Here is a 14,368-nt window from a genome sequence, read left to right as displayed (position 1 = left end):
ATATAGTAAAAACAATATGATTGATCTTATGTTGGCCGGAAAGTATTGAATTAATGGAATGGTTGATAGAAATTAATACGAAGCGGTTAACCAGCATCTTACTCATTAGTTCCTGATTTTTACGAAAAGCATTATTAAGTTTTTAAAAATAACCTTATGAAAGTAGTCTATACACTTATTCTGATTCTATTGAATTTTCTACCGATGCCAACAGTACAGGCTCAACAAACATTATGGGGTAGCCAGCAGGAAAAGGGAAGTATATACAGTATTCAGGATAGTGTGATGATCCGTACAAGAGATGGAGAGGAGATTTCTGCAATGGTGGTACGCAAAAAAAATGACAATATGCCAAGACCTGTCGTATTGCAATTTACAATCTATGTGCGGGATCAGGGACGGGATATACAGTCACTTAAAGAAGCTGCAGATAGAGGATATGTAGGTGTTATGGCATATACAAGAGGGAAGCGCTTCAGTAAATCTGAGATTTATCCTTATGAAACTGATGGAAAAGATGCCTATGATGTGATTGACTGGATCAGCAGACAGCCATGGTGTAACAGTAAAATAGGAATGTATGGCGGAAGCTACAATGGCTTCACACAATGGGCAGCAGCTAAAAATCTTCATCCTGCACTGAAAACGATTGTTCCTTATGTTGCCAACCGCCCAGGAATGGGACTTCCCATGGAAAATAATATTTTTATCAATCCCAATTACGAATGGTCTTTTTACGTAGGCAACAATAAATATCTGGATAATAAAACGGGTGATGACAGAAAGAGATTCCGTGATATGATGTTCAGATGGTGGGATGTCGGAGCCGCCTATAATAAAATGGATAGTATTGATGGTACACCGAACCGCCTTTTCCAGCGTTGGATAAGTCATCCCGCCTTTGATTCTTATTGGCAGAATATGGCTCCGTATAAAGAGGATTTTACCCGGATTACTATTCCCGTACTGGCATTTGACGGTTATTATAATGATTCCCAAAATTCAGGAATTTACTATCTGCGTGAACTTAACAAGTACAGTCCTGAGACGCCGGCTTATCTGGTAATTGGTCCGTATGGTCATTTCGGGACACAAATGGGAGGGCAGGAGGTCATCAACGGATATACAGTGAGTAAAAATGCTTTATTTCCAATCAAGGAATATACTTATCAATGGCTGGATTATATTCTGAAAGGTGCAGAAAAACCTGCTTTTCTAAAAGATAAAATAAACTATCAGGTCATGGGGACAGATGAATGGCGAAGTGCTGCTTCACTAGAGGCTATGCATAACAGTTATTTGAAATTTTATTTAAGTCCTACTAAAATCAGTGATAAAGAGTATTTGCTGAACCAAAATAAACCTGAGCCCAATAAATATTTGGTTCAGAAAGTAGATTTTGCGGACCGTACAATCAGTAATAATGATTATTATCCGGATCCTATTATCCGGGAAAGTGTATCCGGTAACGGCTACGTTTTTATAAGCGAGCCTCTGGATGCTTTGCTCGTAAACGGATCATTTCTTGGAAATATAAAACTGAGCATCAATAAAAAAGACGTAGATCTGGGAGTAACCCTTTACGAACTCACATGCGAAGGCAAATATGTTCATCTTTCCTATTATATCGGTCGTGCAAGCTATGCTAAAGACAATACTAAAAGACAATTGCTGACCCCTGACAGAAAAGAAACCATCACATTTGAAAATACACATCTGATCAGCAAACAACTGCAGAAAGAAAGCCGGCTGGTAGTTGTGCTGAATGTCAACAAAAATTCTTTCTCAGAACTGAATTACGGAAGCGGCAAAACAGTAACCGCCGAAACCATTGCCGATGCAAAAGAACCCTTGATTATCCATTGGTTTAATGATAGTTTTGTTGAGGTCCCTGTTTTGAAATAATCAATACTTCCGATTCATGGATTTTAATTACATCTTCTGTTAGAAATAGAGCGGAAAACTTATTACCGCTCTATTATTTTAATTATATCCTATAAATATATTGTTCTCAGAAAAAATATTAACCCGTTATTTTCAGGGATTGAATGAGCCCATCAGAGAATTGAAAATGATATTTCAAAACAATAGGGCTGCCCGGAAATGTTCCCAAAGCTTCCGCTGATAAGATGTTCTCATTTTCGTTATAATCTAATGGCTTCATGCTGGCTTTGTATTCTTTGTTGGCTTTGTCAATCCAGCTTTCAATTTCTGCTTTTCCGTTGTGGGTTTTGCCTTCATCAAATACTTCTGCATTTTCGATAAAACAATTTGCATAGGCTGTACTGTTAAATTCGTTTTGGGCTTTCACTAATTCTGTGACAATGTTTGGTAAATTCATTTTATTGTATTTTAAAATATTAAATTGTTGGTACTGTACCGCCATCGATTATAAATTCAGTTCCTGTTAAATAATGGGCTCTCGGTGAAACTAGAAAACCGACTAATTCAGCTACTTCTTCCGGCTCGGCAGGTCTTCCATAAGGAATTCCGCCCAATGCATCCATAACGCTGTTTTGCGCCTCTTCTACAGTACTATTTGCGTTTCTCGCAATTTCACCCAGCCAGGCTTCCGAAGCTGTTGTATTGATCCACCCTGGAGAAACAGTCAGTACCCGAATACCTTTGGGAGTAACTTCATTCGATAAGCTTTTACTATAGTTTCTAAGTCCTGCTTTTGCAGCGGCATATGGCAAAGTAGAATCGTATAAAGGCAATTTTCCCTGAATTGAAGCGATGTGAATAATTACACCACTTTTTCGCTCAATCATTTGTGGTAAAAATCCTCTGTCCAGCCGAACCGGAGCAAGCAAATTAGCCTGTAGAGTTGATTCCCAATCTTCATCAGTTAATGCAGTAAATCCACCAGCGGGCGTTGATGAAGAACCCAGGTTGTTCACAAGAATGTCCAGCCTTCCATAATTTGACAGCACTTCGCTGATTACTTTTTGGGTTCCTTCTGCCTTACTCAGATCGGCAGGAATGAAATGCAGATTGCTGTTTTCTTCTTCAGGTGCGTTTCTTGCGGTAATAATAACTATTGCACCAGCTTGTAACAGTCTTTCTGCTATTGCTTTGCCGGTTCCTTTTGTTCCGCCTGTTACTAAGACAATTTTACCTTGAAGTTCGTTGTTGTAATTAAATAGATTTTCCATTGTTCAATTCTTTGATACAAATTTCCGAAGTATCACTTTTTCAGGCAATAACGGAAAATCGAATTGCATAGGGATAATTTATTCCCCTATTGTGCAATTTGGTACATTGGATTAAATTTGTGTATGCACGAAAGAAAAATACCTTTGAATTTAAACTGTGGTCTTGACCTTATTGGTGAAGTCCTTTACGGCAAATGGAAAATCCGTCTGCTGTGGTTTATCAATCAAGGTCATCTGCGTCCAAGTGAACTGCAGCGTAAAATTCCGGATGCTTCAAGACGGGTTTTAAATATCCAGTTGAAAGAACTTGAAGAGCACGAACTTGTTACAAAGAAAATCTATGCCCAGGTTCCGCCAAAAGTTGAATATTACCTCACAGATTTTGGTAAGACCTTAATTCCTGTAATTTCTACATTGGGATATTGGGCTGATGAGAATGAAGACCGGCTGAGAAAAGTAATTTTAAGAAGAATGTCAGGGAATGATCAATAGTCATTAGATTTAAAAATCAATTACCAAAACTTTTATACTTCAGCATAAAGAGATAGAATTAAAAAATATTTCTTAATTAATTTTCAGCCAGTTACCAGCTATTTACTCCATTTTGAAGTGCCTTTTCATAATTTTCTTTATTAAAGGAATAGAGATCTTGTGCCTTATGAGCACCACCCGTTCGCAGTTCATCCAATTTAGTTAGAATTCCTAAATTTTTTATTTTTCTATAGAAATTACCCCTGTTCAGAGTCCTGTCTAATATTGTTTCATATAACCGCTGCAATTCTGTCATCGTAAATTTTTCAGGCAGCAGGTTGTAGCCTATAGGTTTATAAGTGATTCTTTCCCTGAGTGTCAATAGCGCTTTTAAGATGATTTGCTTATGATCCATTGTGATGGAATACTCATCCAGGTTATTCACGTCCAGCCATTCAAATTCGTTGCTTAATTCATCAGCTTTTGGAGAAACGTCATGGTAGTTCACAAGCGCATAATAGCCGATAGAAATAAACCTTTGCTTATGCCACAAAGTATCATCATAATCCCTAAAAACCTCCTCACTTCGGCCATTTTTCCCAAAAACTGAAAATTCTTCCAAAAAGAGATCTGTTACACCAGCGCGCTCACTTAAAATTCTTACTGCTGCATCATCAATATGCTCTTCTTTCTTAAGGTAGCCACCTGGTAAAAACCATTGATTGTTGAACTTCATCTTAATAGCAAGGACTTTAAGCTCATTTTCACTGAATCCAAAGATAACCGTGTCAATAGAAATATGGGGAAGATATAACTGATAGGCTTCTGCTGATTTTTCTAAAATCTGTTGATGAGGGTTCATATTTATTTTAATTGTTCGTGCTCAACAAAGTTAAGGGGATATTAAGGAAAGAACAAACATTCAGGCTTTTTAGCATTACTTTTTGGTAACATAGAATTTACATTTCCGGGTAAATAAATGCTTTTTTCACCATTTCATTTTGTTTTTATTAAATGTAATTTATTGTTATTCAGTAATTTGTTATTGTGTTAATGTTTTTTTAACATTCATTTGGTTGTATGGAAAAAAGAATGTAATATTGAGTCGCTTCATAATGAAGCAACTAAAAAATAATAAGGAATATAAAAAATTACATGGATAAAATCCTGTTAGCTATTTGTTTAATTTAAAATTAGTTACCCTCTGAAATTCAACATTTCATTACACGATCCAAACAAAAAACAGATTAATTGATAATTATGAAAAACTCAAGACTCCGAATTTCCACTTTGTTGCTCATGTTTTCTTGTGGAGCAGCATTTGGTCAGCAAACCGATAGCTTAGCTTTGAAGAAAAAAGTAATAACTTCTTCCAAAGAGGACAACAACAGGAATGTGATGCTCAATGCTGCCAATAATACCAGCCCCCGCGATGTCAATATCGGACTTCCTTCTACTGTTGGAGGAATCACGATCCTTGAAAATGATCTTCCGGTTGTTTACTTTTTCTGGCCCGAGCTCCCCAATAAAACATGGAGACAAAGTGTTGGACTGGAAAGAACAGGACTTTTAAAAATGGATCAGTTGGCCAATACAATGGGAGATCTTGGTTTTGCAGTCAATTCATATGCGCAGACAGGAACTAAAGACCTTAAGATCAAAGGCAAATTTACCACCAGTAATTTTGGCTGGTTACAGGCTGATGCCAATGTCTCGGGCCCTATTTCTAAAAATGGCTGGACATATACCGCAGGAGCATTTTTGAATTATGATCCCAGTACCTTTAAGCTAGGTTTTGCAAGAAATGTTGATGAAACAAAAATTTTCAGAGCAGGGGTAACCAAGTATTTTAACGACAATAAAGGACAGATTACCGCGCTTTACAAATATGCAGACTCTTATAATGTTGGTAATTATGCCGTATTTCAATATGGGGAAAACGGTAAAGTGACAGAGCTGGACGATTTCAGGATAGGCAGAGACTCTTACGTGGTGAATGACGGGAAGATAAAGATGAAAGATATCCTGTCCGGTAAAGAGTACTGGGCTTCCATGAGCGGAAATGACAACAGGTCGAAATCCCATAATATCGACATCTTTGGTAACTATCTTCTTGATAATGGCTGGAATTTTAAATTTTCAACGCGGGCACATTTTTCCAAAGTAAAAATTTCCACAATTATTCCTTTGAGTATTTTCCAGGCAAATGCGTCAAATGGTTATACACTGGCATCCAATGGGCAACCTTACTCCGGAGCTGTCGGTACCCAGCTGGCGATGCACACTCCTGAAACACCGGTAACAAGTCTTTCGGGACGTTTTTCATTAAACAAACAGCTGGGAGCTCATAACCTGACCATAGGGCTTTTGGAACAGTATTATAAAGTTGACGATTTCACATCCAACCGTTCATTCTTCTTTCAAACGGTAGGTGCACAGCCTCAAAGGCTGATTGGTCCCAATACAGATGCTGACGGATTCTATAATTACAATGTGGGCGGAGAATTCCACAGCGGTACTGAAAACAAGATATCATTGTATGCAACTGATGAATGGAAAGTGTCTGATAACTTTAACCTTAGCTATGGCCTGCATTTAAGACATCATGCGGTTAACGGCACATTCTCTATGACTCCAAGAGCACCGGGATTTACTTTTGGACCTGATGATTTTAAAAATATCAATGAAAATTGGTTCCATGTGGCCGGAAGCCTTAATGCGACCTATAATATTACCAAAAACTTCGGGGTTTTAGCCAACTTCCTATACACAGAAGAAAACAGAAGATTGGAAAGTTATTCCCAGGCTTTTGAACCCAACACCAATAAAATTAAAAGCCCATTGGGAGCATTCGGAGTTTTCTGGAATACCAACTGGATTCAGTTGATTTCTCAGGCTACCTATCTGAAGAAAAATAACAACCTTAACAGATATAATCTGGTAAATCCTGCAAATAGTTCACAGGCGCAAACCACAACCGTTTATTATGATATTCAGACGCTGGGCTGGACTACGGATTTTGTTTTAAAACCATTCAAAGGATTCAATTTACATTATCTGGTTACTTTCCAGAATCCTGTGTATAAGAAATTTAATTTCAATGCTTTCGGGAAGGATTATGACTATAACGACAACAATGTATTGGGGGTTGCTAAAGTTTTAATGGAAATCGATCCAAGCTATTCTATTGACAAATGGAGATTCTGGGCGAGTTTCAGATATTTCTCAAAACAATATGCGAATCTTACCAATGCTTTATACTTTGCACCAAGATGGGAAACTTTCGGGGGAGTAAGCTATACCGTTAACAAAAACATTAACGTAGGTGCAACAGTGATCAACTTCCTGAACCAAAGAGGAGCGAGTGGAACCATCAATGGTGCTGAATTGATTACAGATGCAAGTCCATATTACGGAAAACTATTGACAGGAACGTACATTATGCCATTGACAGGCCAATTATCGGTAAACTTTAATTTCTAAAATATAAACAATGAAAAGAACGGTTTTAAATATTGCAGCATTATTTTTAGGAGTAATAGCATTTTCACAGAATATTCAGATGGTCACGAATTCCAAAGGTCCTGTTTTAGGGTATTCCGAAAACTCAGGGGTTAAAATTCTGACAGTTGGTGGAAATAAATTCAAAGATTTAAACAAAAACGGAAAGCTTGATCAATACGAAGACTGGAGACTTCCCGTTGACGAAAGAGCGAAGGATTTAGCTTCAAAAATGACGGTCGAACAGATTGCAGGGTTAATGCTGTACAGTGGCCATCAATCTGTTCCTGCACCTGCAGACGGTTTCCGGGCAGGTAAATACAATGGAATGCTGTATAAAGAAAGCGGGGCAAAAGCCTCGGATTTAACAGATCAGCAAAAGAAATTTTTAAAAGATGATAACCTTCGTCATGTTTTGGTAACAACTGTTGAATCTCCCGAAATTGCAGCCCAATGGAGCAACAACATCCAGGCTTATATTGAAGGTTTGGGATTGGGAATTCCAGCCAATAACAGTACAGACCCGAGACATTCTGCAACTGTAACGGCTGAATTTAATGAAGGAGCAGGCGGACAGATATCACTTTGGCCGGATGGTCTGGCAATGGGCGCGACTTTCGACCCGGAATTGGTCAGAAAATTTGGAAATATTGCGGCTCAGGAATACAGGGCATTGGGAATTTCAACTGCTTTATCGCCTCAAATTGACCTGGGGACAGAGCCTCGCTGGTACAGAATCGCTTACGTTTTTTCTGAAAGTCCGGAACTGACAGCAGATTTAGGAAGAGGTTATATTGACGGTTTCCAGACCACCATCGGAAACAAAAACGGCTGGGGTAATAAAAGTGTAAATGCCATGGTAAAGCACTGGCCGGGAGGCGGCCCTGAAGAAGGAGGTCGTGACGGTCATTGGGCAATGGGGAAATTCGCGGTTTATCCGGGGAATAACTTCCAGAATCATGTAAAACCTTTTACGGAAGGTGCTTTCAAATTAAATGGCGGAACAAAAGAAGCTTCTGCAGTAATGCCTTATTATACGATCAGCTTTAATCAGGATACGAAAAACGGAGAAAATGTCGGGAACGGCTACAGTAAATATCTGATCACAGATTTACTTCGTGGAAAATACAAATACGATGGTGTTGTGTGTACCGACTGGCTGATTACTGCTGATGAACCCAAAACTCCGGGAGGATTTGCAGGAAAACCCTGGGGAGCTGAGAAATTATCCATTGCCGAACGTCACTACAAAGTGCTGGAAGCCGGCATTGACCAATTTGGGGGGAATAATGATAAAGGACCTGTTCTGGAAGCGTATCAGATGGGAGTGAAAGAACATGGTGAAAAAGCATATCGTGCAAAATTTGAGCAGTCTGCAGTTCGTTTGTTAAGAAATTTCTTCAGAACAGGATTGTTTGAAAATCCTTACGTCAACATTGAAGAAACCAAAAAAATAGTTGGTAATCCTGAGTTTATGAAAGCAGGGTATGAGGCTCAGGTAAAATCCATAGTGATGTTGAAAAATAAATCCAATATTCTTCCCATCAAGGAAAGAAAAACGGTTTATATTCCGAAGAGATATTCTCCGGCAACATTTAATTGGTGGGGAATTTACACGGCTCCTTCTCTGGATTATCCTGTTGACCTAGAAAAAATCAAAAAGCATTATAATGTAACTGAAGATCCCGCTAAAGCTGATTTCGCATTGGTTTTTGTGAAAAGTCCGCACAGTGAAGAAGGCGGTTACAGCGATATTGATGCTGCAGAAGGCGGAAACGGATATCTTCCGATTTCTCTTCAATATAAAACCTATACGGCAACTGAGGCTCGTGAAAAAAGTATTGCTGCAGGTGATCCGGTTGTAGCCCCGAATGTACACGACAGAACATTTAAAAATAAAACATCAACCGTTACCAACTTTACAGATCTGCTGACCATTGAAAACACGTACAAGGCAATGAACGGAAAACCTGTCATTGTTTCTGTAACAGCTTCAAAACCGATGATTTTCAACGAATTTGAAAAACATGCTGATGCCATTCTGATGAACTTCAATGTTTCCAATCAGGCAGTTGTGGATATCGTAACCGGAAAATACGAGCCATCCGGATTACTTCCGCTTCAGATGCCTGCGAATATGGCGACTGTTGAAAAGCAAAAAGAAGACGTTCCTTACGATATGGAAACCCATAAAGATTCCGAAGGTCACAACTATGATTTCGGATACGGAATGAATTGGTTAGGTGTGATTAAAGATGCAAGAACAGAGAAATACAAAAAGTAATTGATAATTCCGGGTCTGTATTTTACAGGCTCAGAATTTTATTTTTGAAGTAAAAACTGTTTAACCACAACAGTCACAAAAGCTTCAAGCCTGAAATAATAATTTTAAAAGTCCACAGAATGGAAAATCAAAGGTTTTCAAAACTTATGTGTTCTAATATTCTCAGCATTTTAAACTTAAATTTAAAGTGACTAATGGGTTGAAATCAAAAACTTTTGTGCCCTTTGTGGTAAAAAACAATTTAATATGAAAATCAAATTCACAATCTATTCATTAATGCTGGGTTCATTGATGTTTGCCCAGGAAAACCTCGATTTCAGTGGGAAGAAAGAAATAGTTTCACCCGAAATCAAAGGTAAAAGCGTAACATTCCGACTTCGTGCACCGGAGGCAAAAACAGTAAAACTACAAGGAAACTGGATGCCGGGAAAAGGTTGGGAACCGGGAACAGCAGAATTAAAAAAAGATGCAGATGGAATCTGGTCTTTCTCTGAAGATGATCTGGCTCCTGATATCTATACCTATTCTTTTATTGTGGATGGTGTAAAAGCCAATGACCCGAACAATTCTTATCAGGTCCGTGATGTTTCATCAGTGATGAGTATGATTTTGATTGATGGAAAACAATCTGAAAATTACAAAGTTCAGAACGTTCCGCACGGAACAGTTTCCAAAAGATGGTACCAATCAAGCGGATTGAAAGAAGACAGAAGATTAACCGTTTACACCCCTCCGGGATATGAAAATTCGAAAGAAAAATTCCCTGTTTTATACCTTTTACACGGAATGGGTGGTGATGAAGAAGCATGGATGACTTTGGGAAGAGCCTCGCAGATCCTGGATAATCTGATCGCTCAGGGAAAAGCAAAACCTATGATTGTTATAATGCCAAACGGTCATACAAGCAATTCCGCAGCGCCGGGCGAATCTTCTAAAGGTTTTTATAAGATCGATATGAGAACACCGGATATTTTCAGTGGTGATATGGAGACTTATTTCAAGGAAATCATGGAATTTACAGAGCACAATTACCGGGTAAAATCAGACGCAGTAAACAGAGCGATTGCCGGACTTTCCATGGGAGGATTCCATTCATTGTATATTTCTGCCAATCAGCCAAAAATGTTTGATTATGTAGGACTGTTTTCTCCGGCAATTCTTCCGCCTGATGAAAAGAAAAGTCCCGTTTATCAGAATTTAGATCAAAAACTGAAAGCCCAGCAAACCAATTCGTACAAGTTGTACTGGATTGCCATCGGAAAAACAGATTTTCTCTACAAAAACGTGACAGAATATCGTGAAAAACTCAACAGAATGAACTTCAAATACCAATATGTAGAATCCGAAGGCGGTCATACGTGGAGCAATTGGAGAACCTATCTGAATGATTTTCTTCCTCAGTTATTTAAATAAACAAATTGAAAATGAAAAGAATACTCATAACCGCATTATTTATAACAGGAACATACAATGCATATACACAAAAATCTATTCCTTTATATCAGGGAAAGGCACCGGGAACAGAAAATTGGAAGCAGAAAGAAGCCCAGCAATTCAGTGAGCTGTTCAAAACGGAAGTGGTTTTCAATGTGTCACAGCCTTCAATACTGGTTTTCGAGGCAGATAAAACCAAGGCCAACGGAACAGTTGTTGTTATTGCTCCCGGTGGTGGTTTTCAAAGCCTATCGATCAACCGCGAAGGAGTTGATATGGCAAAAAAACTCGCAGAAAACGGAATTACAGCAGTCGTTTTAAAATACAGATTGCTGGAAACGAAATCCAATGATCCTGCCAAAGAAATGATGGAGAATATCAAAGACAGAAATGCTTTTGATGCCAAAACAGCTCCTGTTAAAGTGATGGCCGGAGAGGATATCAGAACAGCAATTTCATATATCAGAACGCATGCGAAAGAACTGAAGATCAATCCTGAAAAATTAGGAGTGATTGGATTTTCTGCAGGTGCCAGTGTAATTTTAGAGAGTGTCCTGCATAGTAAAGATGCTTCAACGTTACCAAACTTTGCCGCCTCGATTTATGGCGGACCAAGTCAGGAAATCCTAAAAACCGAGGTTTCTAAATCTTTTCTTCCTATGTTTATCTGTGCCGCAAGTGATGATCAACTGAAACTGGCACCAAAATCAGTTTTATTATATAACAAATGGCTGGAAGCAGGGCAGCCTGCTGAACTCCATATCTATGAAAAAGGAGGTCATGGCTTTGGTATGGGGAAACAAAATCTTCCCGTCGACAAATGGTCTGATGTGTACCTTGACTGGTTGAGGTTCCATAACTTCTTGTAGTTATTTAATCAATTTAATACTTTTTATATAGTTTCTTACATGGCATTTTCTATCCCGGGCAGAATATGCTGTGGTTTCTGGAAAGCATATTTCAAGCTTATACTCTGTTTAATAAAAACTAAATCTAAATATGAATAAGAATAAATCAACACTGATCGGGCTTTTTTCCGGTAACAAATATTCAGTATTGTTTTTGGCTTTAATGGGTGTGTCATCTCTTACAAAAGCTCAAAATAACTCAACTATTACTGTTGAAGGAAAAACATTCAAAGATCTCAACAAAAACGGTAAACTGGACATCTGGGAAGATATAAGACTTCCGGTCGATAAAAGAATTGATGCCATTATCAGCCAAATGACCAATAAAGAAAAGGTTGATCTGCTGATTGGAACAGGAATGCCCGGAATTGAAGTCTTAACCGGACCTGTAGGTGATTCAAAGCAGGGACTTGTTCCCGGAGCTGCAGGCGGAACAGCTAATCTGGACAGATTCGGGATTCCGGCTACTGTTGTTGCGGATGGGCCTGCAGGCTTAAGAATTGCACCAACAAGGGAAAAAGATTCCAAAACGTACTATGCAACGGCATTTCCTGTAGGAACAGCTTTAGCTTCAACCTGGAACAAAACGCTATTGGAAGAAGTAGGAAAAGCAATGGGGAATGAAGTGAAAGAATACGGCGTTGATGTTTTGCTGGCGCCTGCCTTGAATATTCAAAGAAATCCGTTAAATGGAAGGAACTTTGAGTATTATTCTGAGGACCCTGTCATTTCCGGAAAGACTGCCGCAGCGATTGTCAACGGAATCCAGTCCCAGGGAGTGGGAACTTCTGTCAAACATTTTGCTGCGAATAATGAGGAGACCAATCGTTTAACAATCAATGCCCATGTATCTGAAAGAGCATTGAGAGAATTATATCTGAGAAATTTTGAAATCACCGTGAAAGAATCTCAGCCTTGGACTGTAATGTCATCTTATAACAAAGTGAATGGGGTGTATACTTCAGATTCCAGAGATTTACTGACTCAGGTTTTAAGAAATGAATGGGGATTCAAAGGAATCGTAATGACTGACTGGTTCGGTGGATTTCCCGGATTTGAATCCATCAGAACGGGAGGGATTTCTGATGTTGTGAAACAGATGAATGCAGGAAATGACCTTTTGATGCCTGGAATTCCGGCACAGAAAAAAGTGTTGCTGGAAGCTTTGGATTCAGGCCGATTACCACAGGAAGTGGCAGATCTCAACGTGAAAAGAATTTTGGAATATATTTTCAGAACACCAACATTTGCACATTATAAATACAGTGACAAACCAGATCTGAACGCACATGCTGCGGTAACAAGAAGTGCTGCGGCGGAAGGAATGGTTTTGCTTAAAAATGAAAACAATGCTTTACCTTTTGCAGACAAGCAGAAAGAAGTTTCCTTGTTCGGTGTGACCTCTTATGCATGGATTACAGGAGGTACAGGAAGCGGCAGTGTCAACAACAAACATACGGTTTCACTTTTGGAAGGACTGAATGCTGCAGGGTATAAATTAGACAAGGAGCTGGTAGAATTATATAAACCGCATGCTGAAAAAGAAGCTGCAGCAGAAAAGGAAAGAAGAAAAGCCCGGGGAATTTTAGCTTTGCCGGAGAGGCTGCCTGAAATGGAAATGGATGATACCTTCATCGCTAAAAAAGCGGAAACTTCTGAAATTGCTTTTGTAACACTGGGAAGGAATTCCGGGGAAGGAGGTGATAGAGTAGTGAACAATGACTTTAATCTGGCAACGGAAGAAATAGAAATGCTTGATAAAATTTCCAAAGCTTTCCACGCAAAAGGAAAAAAAGTGGTGGTCATACTGAATATCGGCGGAGTTATTGAGACAGCTTCGTGGAAAGATAAGGTGGATGCTGTTTTATTGGCCTGGCAACCCGGCCAGGAAGGAGGGCATTCTGTAGCAGATGTAATTTCCGGAAAAGTAAATCCTTCCGGAAAACTGACGATGACTTTCCCTGTAAATTATGCAGACCACGCATCAGCAAATAATTTTCCGGGAGAACCATTGGATAACCCTGCAGATGTGACTTATAAGGAAGGTATTTATGTAGGATACCGCTATTTTAATACTTTTAGAATAAAACCTTCGTTTGAATTCGGGTATGGAAAGTCGTACACTGATTTTGAGTATTCAAATATTAAAACAAATTCTAAGACCTTTAATGATCATTTAGAAGTAAGTGTCAATATTAAAAACAAAGGAAAAGTACCAGGAAAAGAGGTTGTTGAATTGTATCTTTCTGCACCTGGAAAGACCATTGACAAACCAAATTCCGAATTAAAAGCTTATGCAAAGACAAAAGAATTAAATCCCGGGGAATCACAGACTGTGATTTTAACTTTAAACAAGAAAGATTTAGCTTCGTTTGAAACGGAAAAATCAGCATGGGTGGTTGAAGCCGGAAGATATAAAATTCTGGTAGGTGCTTCATCGTTAGATATCAGGCAGAAGTCAGAAGTTGATGTAGCGAAAGAATTGGTAATTGAAAAGGTAGAGCATATTCTCCCGGCTGATAAGCAATTTGAAGATTTAAAGGCCCAACAATAATAAAGATAAAATTAGGTTTTACTTAGTGACAAGTAAAATCATCAGTAGAAGTTCTGTTGAG

General features: G+C 38.8%; 10 protein-coding genes. 7 read left to right on the top strand and 3 right to left on the bottom strand.

Annotated elements, in window-relative coordinates; translation table 11 throughout:
• Nucleotides 1-156 precede the first annotated feature (156 nt).
• Nucleotides 157-1,905 (top strand): CocE/NonD family hydrolase, encoded by a 1,749-nt coding sequence (locus tag DYR29_RS07560; RefSeq protein ID WP_213279961.1) that lies wholly within the window; start codon nt 157-159, stop codon nt 1,903-1,905.
• Nucleotides 1,906-2,023: 118 nt separating this feature from the next.
• On the opposite strand, the gene DYR29_RS07555 is transcribed toward DYR29_RS07560, so the two are convergent.
• Together DYR29_RS07555 and DYR29_RS07550 are read right to left on the bottom strand one after the other, a co-directional pair.
• Entirely contained in the window at nt 2,024-2,341 is a 318-nt protein-coding gene (locus tag DYR29_RS07555; protein ID WP_213279960.1) for a nuclear transport factor 2 family protein, read from the bottom strand.
• Nucleotides 2,342-2,360: 19 nt separating this feature from the next.
• Complete coding sequence (locus DYR29_RS07550; RefSeq protein WP_213279959.1) at nt 2,361-3,155, bottom strand: SDR family oxidoreductase; 795 nt, start codon at nt 3,153-3,155, stop codon at nt 2,361-2,363.
• A gap of 123 nt (nt 3,156-3,278) precedes the next feature.
• Here DYR29_RS07550 and DYR29_RS07545 point away from each other — a divergent pair, with 123 nt between their 5' ends.
• Entirely contained in the window at nt 3,279-3,647 is a 369-nt protein-coding gene (locus DYR29_RS07545; RefSeq protein ID WP_213279958.1) for a winged helix-turn-helix transcriptional regulator, read from the top strand.
• 91 nt (nt 3,648-3,738) lie between these two features.
• Here the strand turns inward: DYR29_RS07545 and DYR29_RS07540 are convergent, their stop codons facing one another.
• On the bottom strand, nt 3,739-4,488 hold the full coding sequence (locus DYR29_RS07540; protein WP_213279957.1) for an NUDIX hydrolase: 750 nt from the start codon (nt 4,486-4,488) through the stop codon (nt 3,739-3,741).
• Between the two features lie 398 nt (nt 4,489-4,886).
• Between DYR29_RS07540 and DYR29_RS07535 the strand changes: the two genes are divergently transcribed.
• The 5 genes from DYR29_RS07535 (at nt 4,887) to DYR29_RS07515 (ending at nt 14,307) form a co-directional block, all read left to right on the top strand.
• Nucleotides 4,887-7,109, top strand: coding sequence for a TonB-dependent receptor (locus tag DYR29_RS07535; protein ID WP_249413647.1), 2,223 nt, complete (start codon nt 4,887-4,889; stop codon nt 7,107-7,109).
• A 10-nt stretch (nt 7,110-7,119) separates the two neighbouring features.
• Nucleotides 7,120-9,411, top strand: a complete 2,292-nt coding sequence (locus DYR29_RS07530; RefSeq protein ID WP_213279955.1) for a glycoside hydrolase family 3 protein — start codon at nt 7,120-7,122, stop codon at nt 9,409-9,411.
• Between the two features lie 246 nt (nt 9,412-9,657).
• Complete coding sequence (locus DYR29_RS07525; protein ID WP_213279954.1) at nt 9,658-10,824, top strand: esterase; 1,167 nt, start codon at nt 9,658-9,660, stop codon at nt 10,822-10,824.
• An 11-nt stretch (nt 10,825-10,835) separates the two neighbouring features.
• Complete coding sequence (locus DYR29_RS07520) at nt 10,836-11,714, top strand: alpha/beta hydrolase (RefSeq protein WP_213279953.1); 879 nt, start codon at nt 10,836-10,838, stop codon at nt 11,712-11,714.
• Between the two features lie 130 nt (nt 11,715-11,844).
• Entirely contained in the window at nt 11,845-14,307 is a 2,463-nt protein-coding gene (locus DYR29_RS07515; protein WP_213279952.1) for a glycoside hydrolase family 3 N-terminal domain-containing protein, read from the top strand.
• Nucleotides 14,308-14,368: the final 61 nt, after the last annotated feature.

Origin of the sequence: Chryseobacterium indologenes, from assembly GCF_018362995.1 — a bacterium.
GTDB lineage: Bacteria > Bacteroidota > Bacteroidia > Flavobacteriales > Weeksellaceae > Chryseobacterium > Chryseobacterium indologenes_G.
Note: the sequence above shows the minus strand (reverse complement) of the source record. Positions and strands in the feature narration are given on the sequence as shown.